Raw genomic sequence first — 21,007 nt, 5'->3', positions numbered from 1 at the left:
CAGGGGTCGTCCCCGTCCACAGATGGCTCCGGTCCGGCCGGCGGACCCCCGGCCGCCGCGAGGGTCGACAGCAGCGGCCCGGACGGCGGGCCCGACACCGAGGAGGACCCATGACCGTCGACCCGTCCCCGCACCTCGTCCCCGAGACGCCGGAGCCCGATCTCCCGGCCGACGACGCCTCCGACGCGGCGGATGACACCCGCCCCACCGGCGGCTCCCTCCGGGCCCGCTGGGCGAGGGTCCGCGCCACCGGCGAGGCCGGCATGAGCACCGCCGAGTACGCGGTCGGCACCGTGGCCGCCTGCGCCTTCGCGGCGGTCCTCTACCGCGTGGTCACCGGCGGCTCGGTCGTCGACGCGCTCGGCGAGCTCGTCTCCTCCGCGCTGGCCACCCTCTCCTGACCGTGGTGCCGGCGCGGAGGCTGCGGCGTCGCCTCGGAGGGCTGCGGTCCCCGCACGCCCGCGAGGCGGGGATGGTGACCGCCGAGACCGCGGTCGTCCTGCCCGTGCTGCTCCTCGTCCTCGCCGGGGCGGTGGCGGCGGTGACCGTCGTGGCCGCCCAGCTGCGCTGCGTCGACGCTGCCCGCGAGGGAGCCCGGGCCGCGGCCCGCGGCGAGGCTCCCGCGCTGGTGGTCGACCTCGCGGGGCGCGCCGCACCCGACGGCGCGGTGACGACGGTGGTCGAGGACGGGACGGCGGTGGCGGTGACCGTCGCCGCGGAGGTGTCGCCGCTGGGTCCGCTGCCCCTGCGCCTGCGGGTCTCGGCCACCGCCGTCGCCCAGCGGGAGCCGGGAGCCGAGCCGTCGGCGGCGACCGGATGACCGCCCGACGTCGGCTCGCCGGGGACCGTGGATCGGCCACCGTGTGGGTGGTCGCGCTGGCGGGGGTGCTCGCCGCGATCGGGATGGCCGTCGTGCTGGTCGGCTCGGCGGTGGTCGGCCGGCACCGGGCGACGGGCGCGGCCGACCTGGCCGCCCTGGCCGGAGCGGAGTCGGCCGTGCGGGGGCGCTCCGACGCCTGCGGAGTGGCCGCCGGGGTGGTCCGGGCCAACGGTGCGCGCCTGACCGACTGCGGCGTGGACCCGGGCGCGGTCGTGGAGGTCGCCGTCGAGGTCCGCGTCCGCCTCGGTCCGCTGGGCACCGGCTCGGCCACCGCCCGCGCCCGGGCCGGGCCGGTGCTGCCTGGTCCGGCCGCCGGCTCGTGACGCCACGCACCGAGAGCGTCAGAAGACGAGGTCGTCCTCGTCCTGGGACCCGGCCGGGCGCCCGGTGGCACCCCCGGGCGCGGAGGGCGGGTCGCCGGCCGTCGCCGGGGCGGCTCCAGGATCTGCGGGGACCGGCCCGGGACCCGCCTGGACGGGCCCGGGACCGGCGTCGTCCGGGTCCTCCTCGTCGTCTGTGGCCGCGCCGGTCTCCGCGGCCACGGCCAGTTCGTCCAGGACGACGTCGAGCACCCGGACCGCGCCGTCCTTGTCCAGCGGCTCGTTGCCGTTGCCGCACTTCGGCGACTGCACGCAGGAGGGGCAGCCGCTCTCGCACTCGCAGCTGGCGACCGTGGCCCGGGTGGCCTGCAGCCAGCGGCGCAGCGCGTCGAACCCGCGGTCGGTGAACCCCGCGCCGCCGGGGTGCCCGTCGTAGACGAAGACCGTCGCCGCACCGGTGTCCGGGTGCAGCGCGGTCGAGACGCCGCCGAGGTCCCAGCGATCGCAGGTGGCCAGCAACGGCAGGATGCCGATCGCCGCGTGCTCCGCGGCGTGCAGGGAACCGGGCAGGGCCGCGTCGTCCACCTCGGCCCGGGCCACGGCCTGCTCGCTCAGGGTCAGCCAGACGGCGCGGGTGCGCAGCTGGCGCGGGGGCAGGTCGAGCGGGAACTCCGCCAGGACCTCGCCGGTGCCCAGCCGCCGCCGCTGGTAGGCGACCACCTGGTTCACGACGTCCACCACGCCGGTGTGGGCGGTCACGGTGCCCAGGCGCCGCGAGCGGTCGGTCGAGACGATGGACAGGTCGGTGGTGTCGCGGGCGACCGTCGTCCAGTCGGGGCTCTCCGCGTGCACAGCGGCGACGGCGTCCTCGACGCAGAACTCGTCCACGACGTAGGTCTCGCCGCGGTGCACGTACACGGCTCCGGTGTGCACGGTCGCGTGCGCGGCGTCGCCGTCCACGGTGCCCAGCAGCCGTCCGGTGTCGCCCTCGATGATCGTCACCGGTTCCAGGCCGCTGCCCCGAATGTCGACGTCGGGACGGCCGCGGCCGGCCCAGTACCAGCCGGTCGGGCGGCGCCGGAGCAGCCCCTCGGCGACCAACTCCTCGACGCGGGCCTCGGCCGCGGCGCCGCCGAACTCGGCGAGGTCCTCCGGGCGCAGGGGCAGCTCCGCGGCGGCGCAGCACAGCTGCGGGCCGAGCACGTAGGGGTTGGTGGGGTCGGTGACCGTCGCCTCCACCGGCCGCCCGAACACCGCCCGGGGGTGGTGGGCGAGGTAGTGGTCCAGCGGGTCGTCCCGGGCGACGAAGACGACCAACGACTCGCGCTGGGCCCGGCCGGCCCGGCCCGCCTGCTGCCACAGCGACGCCAGCGTCCCGGGGTAACCGGCGAGGACGACGGCGTCGAGCCCGGCGATGTCGATGCCCAGCTCGAGGGCGTTGGTCGTGGCGACCCCGAGCAGTTCCCCCGCCGACAGCGCCCGCTCCAGCTCTCGCCGCTCCTCGGGCAGGTAGCCGCCGCGGTAGGAGTCCACGCGGCGGGCCAGGTCCCCGCGGCCGCGGTCCGCGAGCACCCGCCGGGCCTGCTCGGCGACGGACTCGGCGCTGCGCCGGGAGCGGACGAACGCCAGCGTCCGGGCGCCCCGCTCGACGAGGTCGGCCAGCAGCGTCGCGGCGTCCGCGGCGGCCGACCGGCGCAGCGGGGCGCCGTGCTCGCCGGTGCGCTCGGTCAGCGGCGGCTCCCACAGCGCGAAGGTGGCCCCCGGCCGGGGCGAGCCGTCCTCGGTGACCGCGACCACCGGGGCGCCCACCAGCCGGCTGGCGGCCGCGGCCGGTTCGGCGACGGTGGCCGAGGCGAGCAGGAACACCGGGTCGGCGCCGTAGCGGCGGCAGATCCGCCGCAACCGCCGCAGCACGTGGCCGACGTGCGAGCCGAAGACCCCGCGGTAGGAGTGGCACTCGTCCACCACCACGTAGGCCAGCCGCCGCAGGGTGCTCGACCACCGCTGGTGGGCCGGCAGCACGCCGCGGTGCAGCATGTCCGGGTTCGTGACGATCCAGCGCGAGTGCCGCCGGACCCACTCCCGCTCCTCCATCGGGGTGTCGCCGTCGTAGGCCGCCGGCCGCACCGAGGGGTCGGCCAGGGCGGCGACCGAGGAGAGCTGGTCGCGGGCCAGCGCCTTGGTCGGCGCGAGGTAGAGGACGCAGGCGCGGGGGTCCTCGGCCAGCCGGGTCAGGGCCGGCAACTGGTAGGCCAGCGACTTGCCCGACGCGGTCCCGGTGGCCACCACCACGTGCTGCCCGTCGCGGGCGAGTCGTGCGGCCTCCACCTGGTGGCGCCAGGGCGCGTGCAGGCCCTGGGCCTCCAGCCGCTCGCGCAGCTGCGGGCTCACCCACTCCGGCCACGGTCGCGTGCGGCTCTCCCGCACCGGGACCCGGTGGACGTGGGTGACGGGCTGCTCCTCCTCCGGCGTCCCGGCCAGCAGGGCGGCCAGCAGGTCGGCGCCGGGGAGGACCCCACCGGGAAGAGGGTCCGTGCCGGGAGGGGGAGCCGACCGGACCGGGTGGAGCGTGGTCACGCGTTCTCCTCGCTGGCGCTCGTCGTCCGCGCGCCCACGGGTGCTGTGTCTCTGGGTGACCTCGCGAGCTCGGTCACCCCTCCACTGTCACACCTCGCGGCAACCCCGGCCGGTCTCCAGAAGCGCGATCGCGAACGGTTCGTCGAGGGGTCGGTACAGCCTGTGATCTCCCTTACACTCACGCGGCGCGCAGGCGTGCGGACCCCCGTACACCTGGACGTGGACCTCCGCCGACCGGAGCGCAGGTGGGCCCCGGGGGCAGCCGACCGCTTGGAGGAAACACATGCCGGACAGTGCACTCTCCGGTGGGGACATCGTCCTCGTGACGATCGTCCTCGCCATATCCATCGCCGCCCTCGCCTTCGCCGCCTACCTGGTGCGCGCCGTCATGGCCGCCGACCAGGGGACGCCGACGATGCGCGACATCGCCAGGGCGGTGCAGGAGGGTGCGGCGGCGTACCTGCGCAGGCAGTTCCGCACCCTGGGCGTCTTCGCCGTCATCGTCTTCCTGCTGCTCCTCGTCCTCCCGGTGCACGACGGCGGGTGGGGGACCCGCATCGGCCGGGCGCTGTTCTTCCTCATCGGGGCGCTGTTCTCGGCGACGGTCGGGTTCATCGGGATGACCCTGGCCACCCGCGGCAACGTCCGCGTGGCCGCGGCGGCCCGCACCGGTGGCTACCGGCCGGCCTTCCGCATCGCGTACCGCACCGGCGGCGTCTGCGGGATGATCACCGTCGGCCTCGGCCTCTTCGGCGCAGCCCTGGCACTCCTGCTCTACAACGACACCGCCCCCGTCGTCCTCGAGGGATTCGGCTTCGGCGGTGCGCTGCTGGCCATGTTCATGCGCGTCGGCGGCGGCATCTTCACCAAGGCCGCCGACGTCGGCGCGGACCTCGTCGGCAAGGTCGAGGCGGGCATCCCCGAGGACGACCCGCGCAACGCGGCCACCATCGCCGACAACGTCGGGGACAACGTCGGCGACTGCGCGGGCATGGCCGCCGACCTGTTCGAGTCCTACGCGGTCACCCTCGTCGCCGCGCTGATCCTCGGCCAGGTCTTCTTCGGGGCGGTCGGGATGGTCTTCCCGCTCACCGTCGCCGCGATCGGGGTCATCGCCTCGGTCGTCGGCATCCTGGCCAGCAACCCGGGCAAGGGCGACTCCAGCGGGCTGGCCCCGATCAACCGCGGCTTCTTCACCTCCGCGGTGGTCTCGCTCGTGCTGGTCGCCGCCGCCGCCTTCACCGTGCTCCCGAGCGTCGCCGACGTGCCCGACTCCGTGGTGAGCCCGCAGGTCCTGGGCTTCGTCGCGGTGCTGGTGGGCATCGTGCTCGCCGCGGCCATCCAGCTGCTCACCGGCTACTTCACCGAGACCAGCCGCAAGCCGGTGCGCGACGTCGGCCGCAGCTCGCTCACCGGGCCGGCGACCGTCGTCCTCTCCGGCATCTCGCTGGGCCTGGAGTCGGCGGTCTACGCGGCGCTGCTGATCGGCGGTGCGGTCTACGGCGCGTTCCTGGTCGGTGGCGGCGCCGCGCTCTACGCCGTCGCCCTCGCCGGCTGCGGCCTGCTGACGACCGCCGGGGTCATCGTCTCCATGGACACCTTCGGGCCGGTCAGCGACAACGCCCAGGGCATCGCGGAGATGTCCGGCGACCTCGACGAGGACGGCGCCCGGGTGCTCACCGACCTCGACGCCGTCGGCAACACCACCAAGGCCATCACCAAGGGCATCGCGATCGCGACGGCCGTGCTCGCCGCCACCGCCCTGTTCGGCTCCTACAACGAGCAGGTCCGCGCGGCGCTCGAGGGAGTCGACCTCGGGCAGGCGTTCAGCCTCGTGGAGCCGGACAACGTCGTCGGCGCGGTGCTCGGCGCCGCGGTGGTGTTCCTCTTCTCCGGCCTGGCGATCAACGCCGTCTCCCGGGCGGCCGGGCGGGTGGTCTTCGAGGTCCGCGAACAGTTCCGGACCCGGCCGGGGATCATGGACTACACCGAGCGGCCCGACTACAGCGCGGTCGTCGACATCTGCACCAAGGACTCGCTGCGCGAGCTGGCCACCCCGGGCCTGCTCGCCGTGCTCGCCCCGGTCGCGGTCGGCTTCGGGCTCGGTTTCGGCCCGCTCGCGGCCTACCTGGTCGGCGCGATCGCGGCGGGCACCCTCATGGCCGTCTTCCTCGCCAACTCCGGCGGGGCCTGGGACAACGCCAAGAAGATGGTCGAGGACGGCGCCTTCGGCGGGAAGGGCAGCGAGGCGCACGCCGCGACGGTCATCGGCGACACCGTCGGTGACCCGTTCAAGGACACCGCCGGACCGGCGATCAACCCGCTGATCAAGGTGATGAACCTGGTGGCGCTGATCATCGCCCCGGCCGTGGTGAGCATGTCGGTCGGACAGGACCAGAACACCACGCTCCGCGTCGTGATCGCCCTCGCGGCGGCCGCGATCATCGTCGGCGCCGTCGTCGTCTCCAAGCGGCGGTCGGTGGTCGTCGGCGGCACCGCGGAGAGCCCGGCGGACAGCACCCTCACCACCACCGCTCCCTGAACGCACGCCGGGATCCTCCGGCCGGCGCCGCGCCGGCCGGAGGATCCCGGCGCGTTCTGTGGACACCGGGTGCGGCTGTGGACGAGCCGCGGCAGTGGGTCCTCGGGCCGCCCTAACGTCCGGCGCGCCGGTCCCGCAGGTGGACCGGGCCGACCGCCAGGAGGTCCTCGTTGTCCGGAACCATCACCGCCCAGCTCGATGCCATCGACGCCCTCGCCGACGAGCTGTCCCGCCTGGCCACGGAGTTGGCCGACGACGCCCGGCTGTGCGGATCGACCGCCGTGTCCCTGGGGACGGCGCTCGGCGGGGAGGCCGGGGAGCAGGCGGGAGCGGCCGGCACGGGGTGGAGCACCCTCCTCGACCTGCTCGCCCAGCACACCGACGTCCTGGCGGGGACCCTCCGGGCGGCGGTCGACTCCTACCGGCTGACCGACGCGACGCTGTCCGACCGGCTGCTCGCGCGCCGCCAGGGCACGGCCCCGCGGTGAGCGCCCCACCGCTCGTGGCGGTCGCCGGGTGGGACCTCCCGCTCCTGCGCGGCGCGGTCTTCACCCTGGACGCGGTGGCCGGACGGCTGCCGGCCTGGCGGGCCCGCATGGAGGCCGTCGGCCGGTCACTGGACGACGCGCAGTGCTGGTACGGCCCCGCCGCCCAGGCTGCCGCCGCTGCGCTGGTCGAGGTCTCCTCCGTCGCGACGTCGGTGACCACGGCCCTCACCGAGTCCTCGCACGAGGCTCAGCAGTTGCTCGGTGCGGCCGACACGGCGCAGCAGCTGGCCGAGCAGGCGCTGGCCGCCGCGGCTGCCGTCCCGGTCACGCTCGACGACGCCGGCCGGCTGGTGGGGCTGGGACCAGCCAGCGGCCTCGCGCTCGCGCCGGGTCTCGACGCCGACCAGACCGCCGCGGTGCTCCGGGCGCAGGAGCTCGCGGCCGAGGCGCTGGAGGCCGCCGCGCGCGCCGGGGTCGCCGCGACGGCGGCGGCGGATGCCCTCGCCCCCGTGGGCATCGGACGGGCGACCGGTCCGGCCGGGTTCGGCGTCCTCGCCGATCTGGTCCCGCAGCCGCGGGCACAGCACCCCACGAACCTGCTCTCGGCCTCCCCGGAGGAGGCGGCTGCGTGGTGGGCAGGGCTCTCCACGGCGGAGCGTGAGCAGGCCTCCGCCCGGACGCCCGTGCTCATCGGCTCGCTCGACGGCCTGCCGGGGTGGGCCCGCGACGAGGCCAACCGCCGCTACCTCGAGGAGGTCGTCGCCGAGCCGGCCGCGGCGGGGCACGACGTCGCGGTGTCCGTGGCCGCCGAGATCGCAGAGCGGGAAGCCGCCGGCGAGGCGGTGCAACTGCTCCAGTTCCAGCCGCAGCAGGGGCTGGTGGCGCTGGGTCTGGGGGACGTGGACACCGCCGACTCGGTGGCCCTGCTCGTGCCGGGAACGGGCAACGAGCCCGCCGAGGACCTGGGCGACCTGGCGGACGACGCCGAGGCGGTCGCCGACGCCGCGGCGGCCGCGGCTCCCGCGGCGTCGGTCGCGACGATCGCCTGGATGGCGTACCGCACGCCGCCGAACCTGGCCGCGGCCCTGTCCACGAGCTACGCCAACGCGGGCGGCCCGGCACTGGACCGGGCCCTCGACGGGCTCGCCGCCTCCCGGGCCCACGGGGGAGGGAACCAGCCGCGCACGACGGTCATCGGGCACAGCTACGGCAACGTCCTCATCGACCGGGCCGTCGACGCGCCGGGCCGGTTCGCCGCCGACACGGTCGTCCTGGTCGCCAGCCCGGGAATGGACAACCGGGCCGCCGACCTGGAGGTCGACGAGGTGTACGAGGCCTCGTCCATCCTCGACCCCGTTCCCTGGTTCCTCGACTGGCACGGCCGGCAGACCGACGGCCCCGGCTTCGGCGCCACGGAGCTGCCCACCGACTGGGACACCTGGCACACCGAGTACTACGACCTCGACCGCCCGACCGTCGCGGCGATCGGTGAGGCGGTCACGGGGACGCGGGAGCCGGGGTGAGCGACACGGCGGGCCCGGGAACACGGGGGCGTCCCCGGCCATTGGAGCGGGGGACGGCACGCCCACGGCGGGTCGCCGGACGGCTCCGCGTCGGGGTCGTGGCCTACCGTGGCGTCGCCGAGGGTGTACGCGCAGCAACCGCGCCACCCGGCGCCGAACCGCCGGCGCCTGCACCGAGCAGCACCGACAGGAGCACCGTGGCCCCCACGAAGACCGCGAACAACGGCAGCCAGACCGCCGGCCGGACGGCCGGTGGCACGAGCACGCCTGCCCGCCGGCGGACCGCGGCGGCCGGCGGCGGACGGCCGCTGGTCATCGTGGAGTCGCCCACCAAGGCCGGGAAGATCGCGGGCTACCTCGGCAACGGCTACGTCGTCGAGGCCAGCGTCGGGCACATCCGCGACCTCCCGCGCAACGCCGCCGACGTGCCCGCCGAGCACAAGGGCGCCTCCTGGGCCCGCCTCGGCGTGGACGTCGACAACGCCTTCGAGCCGCTCTACGTGGTCAGCCCCGACCGCAAGCAGCAGGTCAGCCGGCTCAAGCAGCTGGTCAAGGACGCCAGCGAGGTCTACCTCGCCACCGATGAGGACCGCGAGGGCGAGGCCATCGCGTGGCACCTCGTCGACACCCTCAAGCCGCGGGTGCCGGTGCGCCGCATGGTGTTCCACGAGATCACCCCGGAGGCGATCGCCCGGGCGGTGGCCAACCCGCGGGAGCTGGACACCGCGCTGGTCGACGCCCAGGAGACCCGTCGGATCCTCGACCGCCTCTACGGCTACGAGGTCAGCCCGGTGCTGTGGAAGAAGGTCCTGCCCAAGCTCTCGGCCGGCCGGGTCCAGTCGGTGGCCACGCGGATCGTCGTGGAGCGTGAGCGGGAGCGCATGGCCTTCCACTCGGCCGACTACTGGTCGCTGGAGGGCACCTTCGCCGTGACCGGCCAGCGCGCCGGCGCCGACGAGGGCGAGCCCACGACACTGCGGGCCAAGCTCGTCAGCGTCGACGACAGCCGGGTCGCCACCGGCCGCGACTTCGACCCCGCCACCGGGCGGGTCACCGGCGACGTCGTGCACCTCGACGAGGCCGGCGCCCGCGGCCTGGCCGCCCGTCTCGAGGGCCGCCAGGTCACCGTCAGCCGGGTCGACGAGAAGCCCTACCGCCGGCGTCCGTACGCGCCGTTCACCACCTCCACGCTGCAGATGGAGGCCGGGCGCAAGCTCGGCTGGTCCTCGGCGCAGGTCATGCGGGTGGCCCAGCGGCTGTACGAGAACGGCCACATCACCTACATGCGGACCGACTCGACCAACCTCTCCAACGAGGCGATCAACGCCGCCCGCACCCAGGCGCGCCAGCTCTACGGCGACGCCTTCGTCCCCGCCGAGCCGCGCCGGTACGCCAAGAAGGCCAAGGGCGCGCAGGAGGCGCACGAGGCGATCCGGCCCGCCGGCGACAGCTTCCGCACCCCCGGCCAGCTCGCCGGGCAGCTGGCCCGCGACGAGTTCCGGCTCTACGAGCTGATCTGGCAGCGCACCGTCGCCTCGCAGATGGCCGACGCCGTCGGGCAGACGGTGAGCATCCGCCTGGCCGGCCGCAGCAGCACCGACGAGGCGGTCGAGTTCACCGCCAGCGGCCGGACCATCACCTTTCCCGGGTTCCTCCGCGCCTACGTGGAGTCCCGCGACGAGGGCGCCACCGACGACGACCACGGCAGCGACGACGCCGAGCGGCGGCTGCCCCGCCTGGAGCGCGGGCAGCAGCTCGACACCCGGCAGCTGGAGGCCAAGGGGCACACCACCACCCCGCCGTCGCGCTACACCGAGCCGAGCCTGGTCGCCCGGCTCGAGGAGCTGGGCATCGGCCGGCCGTCGACGTACGCGTCGATCATGCAGACCATCCAGGACCGCGGGTACGTCTGGAAGAAGGGCGCCGCGCTGGTGCCCTCCTTCGTGGCCTTCGCCGTGGTGAACCTCCTCGAGCAGCACTTCGCCCAGCTCGTCGACTACGACTTCACGGCCAGCCTGGAGGAGGAGCTCGACGAGATCGCCGCCGGCGACCTGCGCCGCGTCGACTGGCTCACCGAGTTCTACTTCGGCGGCGAGGGGCGGCACGCGGGGGCGATCGCGAAGTCCGGCGGTCTCAAGCAGGTCATCGGCCAGCGGCTGGAGGAGATCGACGCCCGCGGGGTCAACTCCATCCCGCTGCGCGCCACCGGGCCCGGCGGTGAGCCGGTCGTCGTCCGCGTCGGCCGCTACGGCCCCTACCTGCAGGTCGGCGGTGAGGAGGGCCCGCGGGTCAGCCTGCCGGAGGACCTCGCCCCCGACGAGCTGACCCAGGAGAAGGTCGAGGAGCTGCTCGCGGCCCCCTCCGGTGACCGCGAGCTGGGGACCGACCCGGAGTCCGGCCTCCCGGTCGTGGTCAAGGCCGGCCGCTACGGGCCCTACGTCACGACGGTCGTCCCGGAGGGCGGCAAGGAGGCTCCGCGGACGGCGAGCCTGTTCTCCTCGATGTCGCCGGAGACGGTGACCCTCGACGACGCCCTCAAGCTGCTGACGCTGCCGCGCACGGTCGGCTCGGCGCCGGACGGCGAGGAGATCCAGGCGCTCAACGGCCGCTACGGGCCCTACCTGAAGAAGGGCAGCGACTCGCGGTCGCTGGAGTCCGAGGACCGGCTGTTCACCGTCACCCTCGACGAGGCGCTGGCGATCTTCGCGCAGCCCAAGCAGCGGGGCCGCCGTGCCGCCGCGGCCCCGCTGAAGGAGCTCGGTCCCGACCCGGTCAGCCAGGGCGCCATCACCGTCCGGGAGGGCCGGTTCGGGCCCTACGTGACCGACGGCGAGACCAACGCCAGCCTGCGCAAGGGCGACGACGTCGAGAGCATCACCCTCGAGCGCGCTGCCGAGCTGCTCGCCGACCGGCGCGCCCGGCCGACCACCAAGAAGGCCACGAAGAAGAAGGCGGCGGCGAAGAAGACGACGGCCACCAAGGCCACCGCGGCGAAGAAGACGACGGCGACGAAGGCCACGGCGACGAAGGCCACGGCGACGAAGGCCACGGCGAAGAAGACCGCCGCCGGCAGCGACGCCGTCCCGGCCGGCTGAGGCCGGTGCCCACCGGAGACCTCGACCCGGCGGACTGGCAGGCCCGGCGGAGCTCCTTCGGCTCCGTCGCGGCCGGCTACGCCGCGCTGCGGCCGACCTATCCGGCCGACGCGGTCGCCTTCCTGCTCGGCGAGCGCCCGCGCCGGGTGCTCGACCTCGGCGCGGGCACCGGGCTGCTCACCGGCGTCCTGCTCGCCGCCGGTCACGAGGTCGTCGCCGTCGACCCGGCCGAGGGGATGCTGGCCGAGCTGCGCGCCCGCCACCCGGAGGTCGCGGCGCTGGTCGGCGGCGCCGAGAGCGTGCCGCTGCCCGACGCGGCCGTGGACGCCGTCGTCGCCGGGCAGGCCGCGCACTGGTTCCAGCCCGTCCCCGCGGCGGCGGAGATGCGGCGGGTGCTGCGTCCCGGCGGGGTCGTGGGACTGGTCTGGAACACCCGGGACGAGCAGGTGCCGTGGGTCGGCGCGCTCGGGGAGGTGCTCAGCGCGGAGTCCCGCGACCACGAGGCCGACCAGCGGGTCGTCGAGGAGTTCGCCCGTGAGCTCGGCGCCCCCATCGAGCGGTTCCGGTCCGGCATCGTCCAGCGGGTCACACCGCAGCAGGTGGTCGACGGGATCGCCACCCGCAGCTACGTCGCCACGATGGACGACGCCCGGCGCGCGGCGTTCCTGGCGGAGGTCCGCGCGGTGCTCGACACCCACCCCGACACCCGCGGCCGGGACCTGGTCGAGCTGCCCTACCGCACCGACGCCTACCGGCTCACCCCAGCCGCGAGCTGACGCCAGCGCCGTGAGCCGACGCCCACCGCCGCGAACCGAGGCCCGACCCTCCCTCGACGGACCGGGGCCGCCCGACCACGAACGGTCATGAACGCGCCAGTTCCGGATCGGTGAGGGTCGCCGGCTCCCGGCGGGGAGCTTGCGGGGGCCCGGGCGGGTGTCCCTAGCCTGCTTCGACCGTCCACGGGAGGCTGCCATGCCGACTCGCGCAGGCCGCGTGCTGATGACCCTCGCAACCGCCGTCCTGGTCGGGGTGGCGACCCCCGCCGCGGCCGACACCGGCGGACTGGCCGCGCCGCCGGACGAGCCCGCGGCCGTCCCGAGCATCAGCCCCGGCGACGACTTCGACACCGACTACCAGGTGGCCCTGGACACCGTCGACGCCTGGTGGGCCGCCCACTGGAACGACTACTTCCCCGGCCGCTACACCGCCCCCTCGCTGGTCGAGGGCTCCCGCGCCCCCGGGCTCTACGACTACCCGGCGGAGGAGGTGTACTGCGGCGAGGTCCTCCTGCAGGGCGAGAACGCCTGGTACTGCGGAGTCGGCGACTTCCTGGCCTTCGAGGTCGACCTGATGATGCAGTCCGAGCAGCTCGGCGACGCCTTCGTGTACCTGGTCGTGGCTCACGAGTGGGCGCACGCGGTCACCGCCCGGATCGATCCCGCGCTGGTCGACGAGGCCTACGAGCTGCAGGCCGACTGCCTGGCGGGCGCCGCGCTGCAGGGCGCCGTCGACGACGGCTCGCTGACCCTGGAGGACGGCGACAGCCAGGAGTTCGTCGACTCCCTGGCCGCGGTCGCCAGCGACGTCCCCTGGGGGACCGTCTACGTCGACGAGAACGGCCAGGAGCAGGTGGAGATCCACGGCAGCGCCCAGGAGCGCACCGACGCCTTCGAGCGCGGGGCCGACGGCGGGGTGCCCGGCTGCCTGACCACCTCGATCACCTGACGGCGGCTCGATCGGCCGGGACCGGCGCCCGGCCCACCGCGAACACCCGCCGGAACGGCAGCACGGTGGTGCCGTCGGCGCGGGCCGGATAGGCCACCCGCAGCGCCGTCGCGTACTCGGCGGTCAGCTCGGCGGCGTCGTCCTCCTCGAGCAGGGCGAGCACCGGTCGCAGCACCGTGCTGCGCACCCAGTGCAGCACCGGGTCGCTGCCGGTGAGGACGTGCAGGTAGGTCGTCTCCCACACGTCGGCGGCCAGCCCCGCGCCGGTCAGCACGTCCAGGTAGCCGGCGGGGTCCAGGACGGCGTCCTCGGTGGGGGCGGCGCCGGTGAGCAGCCCCGCCCAGCGCGTCGACCGGCACAGCGCGGCCAGCAGGGTGTGCGTCGGGGCCCGCCAGTTGCCGGGCACCTGCAGCGCCAGCCACCCGCCCGGCGCCAGCTGCCCGGCCCACCGGCGCAGCAGGTCGGCGTGTCCGGGCACCCAGTGCAGCACCGCGTTGGTCACGAGGACGTCGACCGGCTCCTCCGGTGCCCAGTTCCGCACGTCCCCCAGCGCGAACCCCACCCGTCCGGGGACGGCGTGCGCGGCCGCCGCGGCGAGCATCTCCGGCGAGGAGTCCACCCCGGTGACCCGTGCCCCGGGCCAGCGGCCGGCCAGCGAGGCGGTGAGCGCGCCCTCCCCGCAGCCGAGGTCGACGACCACCCGGGGGTCCTCGGCGCCCACCCGGGCCAGCAGGTCGGCGAACGGGCGGGCGCGCTCTCCCGCGAAGCGGAGGTAGCCGGCCGGGTCCCAGGCGGCGGTGCTCGTCACGGGCCGACCGTAGGGCCGCGCGCCAGGCCCGGGACCGTCGTCCCGCCCCGGTACCGTGGCGGCCGCACCCTCTCCCCGCCCGACTGGAGCCCGCGATCCCCGTGTCCGACGACGGTCCGCCCGCCCTGTCCGTCGCGGCCGACGGCGCGACACCGCCCGGCCTGTTCATCGCCTTCGAGGGCGGCGAGGGCGCGGGGAAGTCCACCCAGGTGCGGCTGCTGTGCGAGTGGCTCGCCGGCCAGGGGCGCACCGCGCGGGCGACCCTCGAACCGGGCGGGACGCCGGCCGGCGCCGCGATCCGCGCCATCGTGCTCGACCGCGCCCACACCGGTCTGTCGCCGCGCGCGGAGGCGCTGCTCTACGCCGCCGACCGGGCCCAGCACGCGCACGCCGTCCTGCGGCCGGCGCTCGCCGCGGGGGAGGTGGTGATCACCGACCGCTACGTCGACAGCTCGCTGGCCTACCAGGGCGCGGGGCGGACCATCCCGATGGACGACGTCGCGGCGATCTCCCGCTGGGCGACCGAGGGCCTGCGCCCCGACCTGACCGTGCTGCTGGACCTCCCGCCGGAGACCGGGCTGGCCCGCGCCCGCGGCCGGGCGGTCGCCGACCGGCTGGAATCCGAGTCGCTGGACTTCCACCAGCGGGTGCGGACGACGTTCCGCGCGCTGGCCGACGCCGACCCCGGCCGCTACCTCGTGCTGGACGCCACCCGGCCGGTCGACGACCTCGCCGCCGACGTCCGCGCCCGCGTCGGCGCCCTGCTGGCGGTGCGCGCGTGAGCGTCTGGGAGAACGTGATCGGCCAGCCGACCGTCGTCGCCGAGCTGCAGTCGGCGGTTGCCTCCCCGGCGGCGATGACCCACGCGTGGCTGTTCACCGGGCCGCCCGGCTCCGGCCGCTCGGTGGCCGCCCGGGCCTTCGCCGCCGCGCTGCAGTGCCCGAACGGCGGCGACGGCACCTGCCACGAGTGCCGGACGGTGCTCTCCGGCACCCACGCCGACGTCACGGTCATCAACCCCGAGGGGCTGTCGATCGGTGTCCTCGAGGCCCGGGAACTGGTGCGCGTGGCCGGCCGGGCGCCGTCCCAGGGGCGGTGGCAGATGATCATCGTCGAGGACGCCGACCGCATGAGCGAGAGTGCGGCCAACGCGGTGCTGAAGATGATCGAGGAGCCACCGCCGCGGACCGTGGTCATGCTGTGCGCGCCGAGCCTGCACCCCGACGACGTCAAGGTCACCATCCGCTCACGGTGCCGGGTCATGACCCTGCGCACCCCGACGGCGGAGGCCATCGGCGACGTGCTGGTCCGCCGGGACGGCATCGACCCGGCGATGGCGGCCTGGGCCGCCGGCGCCTGCGGGGGCCACATCGGACGCGCTCGGCGGCTTGCTCGGGACGAGGACGCGCGACTGGCGCGCAAGGCCGTGCTGGACGTCCCGCTGTCCCTGGTCTCGCTGGCGGCCTGCCTCAACGCCGCCGACGACCTGGTCGGGGCGGCCCAGGAGGAGACCACCGCGGCGACCGAGGCCCTCGACGGTGCCGAGACCGAGGCGCTCAAGGTCAGCCTGGGGGTGGGTGCCCGAGGTCCGGGTGTCGCCGCGGCCAGCCGGGGCACCGCAGGCCAGCTGAAGGAGCTGGAGAAGCGGCAGAAGTCCCGGGCCACCCGCCTGGGACGGGACTCGCTCGACCGGGCCCTCGTCGACCTCGCCGGGCTCTACCGGGACGCGCTGGTCCTCGTGTCGGCGCCGTCCGAGCCGCTGCCGCTGAACCACCCCGACCGGCGGGCGGACGCCGAGGAGCTGGCGCGGCGGATCGGGCCCGAGGGGGCGCTGCGCCGCATCGACGCCGTCCTGGCCTGCCGCACGGCCCTCGAGCAGAACGTGAAGCCGCAGATCGCGGTGGAGGCGCTCACCGTGGCGCTCCGGTTGCCGGCATGAGGAAGGCTCCGTCCTCCCCACCCCTCGCAGGCTCGGGGCGGGACCCGGGACGGGGCCTGCACGGCACCGGCGCAGCCGTCACGTAAGCTGTTCGCCGCACGCCCGCCGCCTTAGCTCAGTCGGTAGAGCATCTCACTCGTAATGAGAAGGTCGTCGGTTCGATTCCGACAGGCGGCTCTGCACACAGCGGGCCCGTCCACCTGGACGGGCCCGCTGTCGTTCACGGTGACCCCGCGGGGCCCCGTGGAAGCGCCTGACCGGACGCCGACGGCGGTGCACCCCGGGGGAGGGGCGCACCGCCGTCGGCGTCCGTCGTGCGCTCGGCGGCCGCTCGAGGAGGACCAGCGGCCGGTCAGTGGTGGGGGGCGGCTTCCTCGGCGCGCCGCAGCGAGGCGGTGATCTCCGCCTCGGCCTCGGCGCGGCCCACCCAGTCGGCGCCCTCGACCGACTTGCCGGGCTCGAGGTCCTTGTAGGTCTCGAAGAAGTGCTGGATCTCCAGCCGGTCGAACTCCGACACGTCATGGATGTCGGTGAGGTGGGCCATCCGCGGGTCGGTCGCGGGCACGCAGAGGACCTTGTCGTCCCCGCCCTTCTCGTCGGTCATCCGGAACATGCCGATGGCCCGGCAGGTGATGAGGCACCCGGGGAACGTCGGCTCGTCGAGCAGGACCAGGGCGTCGAGCGGGTCCTCGTCCATGCCGAGGGTGTTCTCGATGTAGCCGTAGTCCGCGGGATAGCGGGTGGAGGTGAAGAGCATCCGGTCCAAGCGGATGCGTCCGGTGGCGTGGTCCAGCTCGTACTTGTTCCGCTGGCCCTTCGGGATCTCGATCGTCACGTCGAACTGCACGGGTCGTAGTGTGGCTGATCGGACCCCGGGCGACCGCCGGAGGTCGTTCCAGGGGGTGGGCACCATCGCGTCGAGCGGGTCGGCGACCGTCACGCCGAAGTACTCCCGGTTCCGCCGTCGGCTCCTGCTGAGCGTCCTCGCGGTGCTGCTCGTGGTCGCCGCCGTCGTGTGGTTCGTCGTCGCTCCCGGCAGCGGGGACGACGGCGCGCCGGCCGACCCGGGGGTCGCCGAGGCCCGCCTCCCCGACGTCGAGGCCGCCGCCCCGGTCCTCGCCGCGCTGGGGTCCGACGCCCCGGTCCCGGACGGCGACGCGCTGACCGCCCAGCTCGACCCGCTGCTGTCCGCGCCGGCCCTGGGCGCCGGGGTCAGCGCGGAGGTCGTCGACGCCACCTCCGGCACCGTGCTGCTGGACCGGGACGCCGACCAGCCGGCCACCCCCGCCTCGACCGCCAAGCTGCTCACCGCCGTCGCGGCGCTGACCACCCTGGGCCCGGAAGCCACCCTCGAGACGACCGTCGTCGCGGGCGCCGACCCGAGCGAGGTCGTGCTCGTCGGCGGCGGCGACCCCACGCTCTCGCGCACCGCGCCGTCGCTGACCTACCCCGGCGCGCCGACCGTCGACGACCTCGCCGCCCAGGTGCGCGCCGCCGTGCCCCAGGGGACGACGGTCAGCCGCGTGGTGGTCGACAGCTCGCTGTTCGAGGGGCCGCTGACCGCCTCCGGCTGGGGCCCCGACGACGCACCCTCCAGCTACGCCGCCCCGGTCACCGCCACCGCCGTCGACGGCGCCCGCGTGCGCTCCGGCGAGAACGCGCGCAGCGGCCAGCCGGGCCTCGACGCCGGCGCCGCGCTCGCCACCGCCCTCGACGCCCCCGGCGCCACGATCGTGCTCGGCGACGCCCCCGACGGCGCGCAGCCCCTGGGCTCCGTGCGGTCGGCGCCGATCGCCCGGCTGGTGGAGCAGGCGCTGTCCCAGTCGGACAACCTGCTCGCCGAGGCGCTGGCCCGGCACGTGGCGATCGCCCGCGACCTGCCGGCCACCTTCGAGGGCTCGGCCCAGGCGGTCATCGACGCGCTGTCCGACACCGGCCTCGACCTCACCGGGGTGGAGCTCTCCGACGGCAGCGGCCTGTCGGCGGAGGACCGCGTCCCGGTCTCGCTGCTCGTCGACCTGCTCGCCGGGGCGGCCGACGGCTCGCTGTCCGAGGCCTCGCCGATCCTCTCCGGGCTGGCGGTCGCCGGCTACGACGGCACCCTCGCCGACCGCGACGACGCCGACCCGCAGACCGCTCCGGGCAGCGTCCGCGCCAAGACCGGCACCCTGCTCGGCGTCCACGGGCTGGCCGGCACCGTGGTGACCGTCGACGGCCGGCTGCTGGTGTTCGCCGTCGTCGCCGACGGCGCACCCGCCGACGGGCAGGCCGCCGAGGACGCGCTCGACGACGTCGCGGCGACGCTGGCCCGCTGCGGCTGTTGACGGAGCACCCGTCCCCCCACGCGCAGGCGGAGGGCCCCGAAGGGGAGCCGCGCGTACGGTGAGCCGATGAGCAGCGCTCCTCGGATGGTGGACTGGGACCTCGCCGGACGCACCGCCCGCCGCCTGGTCGGCCCGGGACCGCAGACGACCCGCGAAGAGGCCGGCGCGGTCGTCGCGGAGCTGCACGAGGCGGCCGCCGCCGCCGTCGCCCACGTGCAGGGGCTGACCGGGCTCACCGCCGTCCCGGGCGGGCCGGCCCCCGAGGTCGCCGTCGTCGACCGCCCCGGCTGGGTGGACGCCAACACGGCGGGGATGGCCGCGCTGCTGGACCCGCTGGTCGACGCGCTGACCGCCAAGCAGGAGTCCCGCCCCGGCCCGCTGGCCACCGCCATCGGCTCGCGCGCCACGGGCGTGCAGGCCGGCGGCATCCTCGCCTTCCTCTCCTCCCGCGTGCTCGGCCAGTACGAGGTGTTCGGCACCGGCGGCCGGCTGCTGCTGGTCGCGCCGAACATCGTCGACGCCGAGCGCCGCCTCGGGGTCGACCCCAGCGACTTCCGGCTGTGGGTCTGCCTGCACGAGGTGACCCACCAGCTGCAGTTCACCGCCGTGCCCTGGCTCAGGGACCACCTCGAGGCCCAGATCGCCGAGTTCGTCGAGGCCACCGACCTCGATCCCGACGTGCTGCGCGAGCGGCTGCGCGACGTGCTGCGCGGCATCGGCGACGCCGTCCGGGGTGGGGACGGCGACGACAGCGGGCTGATGGCGCTGGTCCAGGACCCCGCCCAGCGCGCCGTCCTCGACCGGGTCACCGCGGTGATGAGCCTGCTCGAGGGGCACGCCGAGTACGTGATGGACGGCGTCGGCCCGGACGTCGTCCCGTCGGTGCGGACGCTGCGGCTGCGGTTCGCCCAGCGGCGCAAGGGCCGCGGCCCGCTCGACCGCGTGCTGCGCCGGCTGCTGGGCCTGGAGCAGAAGATGAAGCAGTACGCCGACGGGCGGCACTTCGTCGGCGGCGTGGTCGACCTGGTCGGCATGGAGGGACTCAACCGCGTGTGGTCCGGGCCGGAGACCCTGCCGCGGATCGAGGAGCTCACCGACCCGGCGCGCTGGGTCGAGCGGGTGCACGGCCGCCCCGCCATCCCCGCCTGAGGTCCCCGCGGTGGCCGGCCCACCGCACGCGGTGGCGGTGCTGCGGTCCGCGGTCCGCGGCGGGCTGCGCCGCGGCGGGCAGCCGGTCCTGGCCGCCTGCAGCGGGGGAGCGGACTCCGTGGCGCTCGCCGCCGCGCTGGCCTTCGAGGCCCGGTCCGCGGCCGTCCCGGTCGGGGCCGTCACCGTCGACCACGGCCTGCAGCCCGGCTCCGCGCAGCGCGCCGCCGCCACGGGCGACCTGCTCCGCGGCCTGGGCCTGGACCCGGTCCTGGTGCTGCGGGTGGACGTGGGCGGGGCGGGCGGCCCGGAGGGCGCGGCGCGGGCGGCCCGCTACGCCGCGCTGGCCGGCGCCGCGCGGGAGCAGGGCGCCCGCATCGCGCTCGGGCACACGCTCGACGACCAGGCCGAGACGGTGCTGCTCGGGCTCGGCCGCGGCTCGGGTCCGCGGTCGGTGGCGGGCATGGTGGCCGAGCGCACCGACGACGGCGCGACCTGGTGGCGGCCGCTGCTCGGCGTCCGGCGGGCGACGGCCCGGCAGGCCTGCGCCGACCAGGGGCTGCCGGTGTGGGACGACCCGTGGAACACCGACCCGGCCTTCACGCGGGCCCGGCTGCGCGGGGAGGTGCTGCCGCTGATGGAGGAGGTCCTCGGCGGCGGCGTGGCCCCCGCCCTGGCGCGGACCGCCGAGCTGCTCCGGGAGGACCTCGACGCCCTCGACGGGCTCGCCGCGGCCGAGCTGGCCCGGCTGGCCGCGGAGGCGGGGGACGGCGGCCTGCCCGCCCGCCCGCTGCTGCCCCTGCCCGCGGCGCTGCGCCGGCGGGTGCTGCGCGGCTGGCTGCGCGCGGCCGGGGTCCCCGACCTGCAGGCGGTGCACCTGCGCGCGGTCGAGACGCTCGTCACGGGGTGGCGCGGGCAGGGCCGGGTGGACCTACCCGGCGGTGCCGGGGTGCTCCGGACGTCTGGCAGGCTGGTGTTCCTGCCCCCCGACGCGCGGGGCCCCCGTGCCGGGGACGCACCAGACACCCTCGAGGAGCCATCGGCGTGAGCAAGGCCGCGAGCGACCACGCAGAGCTCGGCAACCACCACGGCTACGGCCCCGACATCGACCACGTGCTGCTCAGCGAGGAGCAGATCCAGGCCAAGATCGGCGAGCTCACCGCCCAGATCGCCGAGGACTACGCGGGCCGGGAGGTCCTGCTGGTCGGCGTCCTCAAGGGGGCGGTGCTGTTCATGAGCGACTTCGCCCGGGCGCTGCAGCTGCCCACCCAGATGGAGTTCATGGCCGTCTCGTCCTACGGGTCGTCGACGAGCTCCTCCGGCGTCGTGCGGATCCTCAAGGACCTCGACCGCGACATCAGCGACCTGCACGTGCTGGTGCTCGAGGACATCATCGACTCGGGGCTGACCCTGTCCTGGCTGCTGAAGAACCTGGGCAGCCGCCGTCCGGCCTCCCTCGAGGTGTGCGCCCTGCTGCGCAAGCCCGACGCGGTGAAGGTCGAGGTGCCGGTGCGCTACGTCGGCTTCGACATCCCCAACGAGTTCGTCGTCGGCTACGGTCTGGACTACGCCGAGCGGTACCGCGACCTGCCCTACATCGCCACGCTCAAGCCGGAGGTCTACTCCAGCTGAGGGGGGAT

18 protein-coding genes and 1 tRNA gene are annotated in these 21,007 nt (G+C 75.7%); 16 read left to right on the top strand and 3 right to left on the bottom strand.

Annotation, left to right across the window (positions count from 1 at the left end):
* Positions 1 to 110: 110 nt before the first annotated feature.
* The 3 genes from ACI789_RS03660 (at position 111) to ACI789_RS03650 (ending at position 1,203) form a co-directional block, all read left to right on the top strand.
* Complete coding sequence (locus ACI789_RS03660) at positions 111 to 401, top strand: DUF4244 domain-containing protein (RefSeq protein ID WP_457006775.1); 291 nt, start codon at positions 111 to 113, stop codon at positions 399 to 401.
* 71 nt (positions 402 to 472) lie between these two features.
* Entirely contained in the window at positions 473 to 820 is a 348-nt protein-coding gene (locus ACI789_RS03655) for a TadE family type IV pilus minor pilin (RefSeq protein WP_457006774.1), read from the top strand.
* The gene (locus ACI789_RS03650) at positions 817 to 1,203 is read left to right on the top strand and encodes an Rv3654c family TadE-like protein (RefSeq protein WP_457006773.1); all 387 of its coding nucleotides are present in this window, start codon (positions 817 to 819) and stop codon (positions 1,201 to 1,203) included. The genes ACI789_RS03655 and ACI789_RS03650 overlap by 4 nt, the downstream gene beginning before the upstream one ends.
* An 18-nt stretch (positions 1,204 to 1,221) precedes the next feature.
* Here ACI789_RS03650 and ACI789_RS03645 read toward each other — a convergent pair whose 3' ends face one another.
* Complete coding sequence (locus ACI789_RS03645; protein WP_457006772.1) at positions 1,222 to 3,777, bottom strand: DEAD/DEAH box helicase; 2,556 nt, start codon at positions 3,775 to 3,777, stop codon at positions 1,222 to 1,224.
* A gap of 283 nt (positions 3,778 to 4,060) precedes the next feature.
* Between ACI789_RS03645 and ACI789_RS03640 the strand changes: the two genes are divergently transcribed.
* The 6 genes from ACI789_RS03640 (at position 4,061) to ACI789_RS03615 (ending at position 13,150) form a co-directional block, all read left to right on the top strand.
* Positions 4,061 to 6,319 carry a sodium-translocating pyrophosphatase gene (locus tag ACI789_RS03640; protein WP_457006771.1) on the top strand — a complete coding sequence of 753 codons (2,259 nt, stop codon included), beginning with the start codon at positions 4,061 to 4,063 and terminating at the stop codon, positions 6,317 to 6,319.
* A 170-nt stretch (positions 6,320 to 6,489) separates the two neighbouring features.
* A complete protein-coding gene (locus ACI789_RS03635; protein ID WP_457006770.1) occupies positions 6,490 to 6,807 on the top strand; it encodes a hypothetical protein in 318 nt (105 codons plus the stop codon).
* Positions 6,804 to 8,330, top strand: a complete 1,527-nt coding sequence (locus ACI789_RS03630) for an alpha/beta hydrolase (protein WP_457006769.1) — start codon at positions 6,804 to 6,806, stop codon at positions 8,328 to 8,330. The genes ACI789_RS03635 and ACI789_RS03630 overlap by 4 nt, the downstream gene beginning before the upstream one ends.
* A gap of 197 nt (positions 8,331 to 8,527) precedes the next feature.
* Positions 8,528 to 11,425 carry a type I DNA topoisomerase gene (topA, locus tag ACI789_RS03625; RefSeq protein WP_457006768.1) on the top strand — a complete coding sequence of 966 codons (2,898 nt, stop codon included), beginning with the start codon at positions 8,528 to 8,530 and terminating at the stop codon, positions 11,423 to 11,425.
* 5 nt (positions 11,426 to 11,430) lie between these two features.
* Positions 11,431 to 12,201, top strand: coding sequence for a class I SAM-dependent methyltransferase (locus ACI789_RS03620; RefSeq protein ID WP_457006767.1), 771 nt, complete (start codon positions 11,431 to 11,433; stop codon positions 12,199 to 12,201).
* Between the two features lie 196 nt (positions 12,202 to 12,397).
* Complete coding sequence (locus ACI789_RS03615; protein ID WP_457006766.1) at positions 12,398 to 13,150, top strand: hypothetical protein; 753 nt, start codon at positions 12,398 to 12,400, stop codon at positions 13,148 to 13,150.
* Here the strand turns inward: ACI789_RS03615 and ACI789_RS03610 are convergent.
* Positions 13,143 to 13,958, bottom strand: a complete 816-nt coding sequence (locus ACI789_RS03610; RefSeq protein WP_457006765.1) for a trans-aconitate 2-methyltransferase — start codon at positions 13,956 to 13,958, stop codon at positions 13,143 to 13,145. The two genes, ACI789_RS03615 and ACI789_RS03610, sit on opposite strands and share 8 nt — an antisense overlap.
* A 101-nt stretch (positions 13,959 to 14,059) precedes the next feature.
* Here ACI789_RS03610 and tmk point away from each other — a divergent pair, with 101 nt between their 5' ends.
* The 3 genes from tmk (at position 14,060) to ACI789_RS03595 (ending at position 16,074) form a co-directional block, all read left to right on the top strand.
* On the top strand, positions 14,060 to 14,740 hold the full coding sequence (gene tmk, locus ACI789_RS03605; RefSeq protein ID WP_457006764.1) for a dTMP kinase: 681 nt from the start codon (positions 14,060 to 14,062) through the stop codon (positions 14,738 to 14,740).
* Positions 14,737 to 15,897, top strand: a complete 1,161-nt coding sequence (locus ACI789_RS03600; RefSeq protein WP_457006763.1) for a DNA polymerase III subunit delta' — start codon at positions 14,737 to 14,739, stop codon at positions 15,895 to 15,897. The genes tmk and ACI789_RS03600 overlap by 4 nt, the downstream gene beginning before the upstream one ends.
* A gap of 104 nt (positions 15,898 to 16,001) precedes the next feature.
* Positions 16,002 to 16,074: transfer RNA gene (locus ACI789_RS03595), tRNA-Thr, on the top strand.
* Positions 16,075 to 16,249: 175 nt separating this feature from the next.
* On the opposite strand, the gene ACI789_RS03590 is transcribed toward ACI789_RS03595, so the two are convergent.
* Entirely contained in the window at positions 16,250 to 16,744 is a 495-nt protein-coding gene (locus ACI789_RS03590; RefSeq protein WP_457006762.1) for an inorganic diphosphatase, read from the bottom strand.
* A 55-nt stretch (positions 16,745 to 16,799) separates the two neighbouring features.
* Here ACI789_RS03590 and dacB point away from each other — a divergent pair, with 55 nt between their 5' ends.
* The 4 genes from dacB (at position 16,800) to hpt (ending at position 20,999) form a co-directional block, all read left to right on the top strand.
* Complete coding sequence (dacB, locus tag ACI789_RS03585) at positions 16,800 to 18,221, top strand: D-alanyl-D-alanine carboxypeptidase/D-alanyl-D-alanine endopeptidase (RefSeq protein ID WP_457006761.1); 1,422 nt, start codon at positions 16,800 to 16,802, stop codon at positions 18,219 to 18,221.
* Positions 18,222 to 18,287: 66 nt separating this feature from the next.
* Positions 18,288 to 19,370, top strand: coding sequence for a zinc-dependent metalloprotease (locus ACI789_RS03580; RefSeq protein ID WP_457006760.1), 1,083 nt, complete (start codon positions 18,288 to 18,290; stop codon positions 19,368 to 19,370).
* 10 nt (positions 19,371 to 19,380) lie between these two features.
* Positions 19,381 to 20,415 (top strand): tRNA lysidine(34) synthetase TilS, encoded by a 1,035-nt coding sequence (gene tilS / locus ACI789_RS03575; RefSeq protein WP_457006759.1) that lies wholly within the window; start codon positions 19,381 to 19,383, stop codon positions 20,413 to 20,415.
* The gene (gene hpt / locus ACI789_RS03570) at positions 20,412 to 20,999 is read left to right on the top strand and encodes a hypoxanthine phosphoribosyltransferase (protein ID WP_456917009.1); all 588 of its coding nucleotides are present in this window, start codon (positions 20,412 to 20,414) and stop codon (positions 20,997 to 20,999) included. The genes tilS and hpt overlap by 4 nt, the downstream gene beginning before the upstream one ends.
* The last annotated feature ends 8 nt before the right edge of the window (positions 21,000 to 21,007 follow it).

It is taken from the genome of Geodermatophilus sp. SYSU D00965 (genome assembly GCF_054050075.1).
Note: the sequence above shows the minus strand (reverse complement) of the source record. Positions and strands in the feature narration are given on the sequence as shown.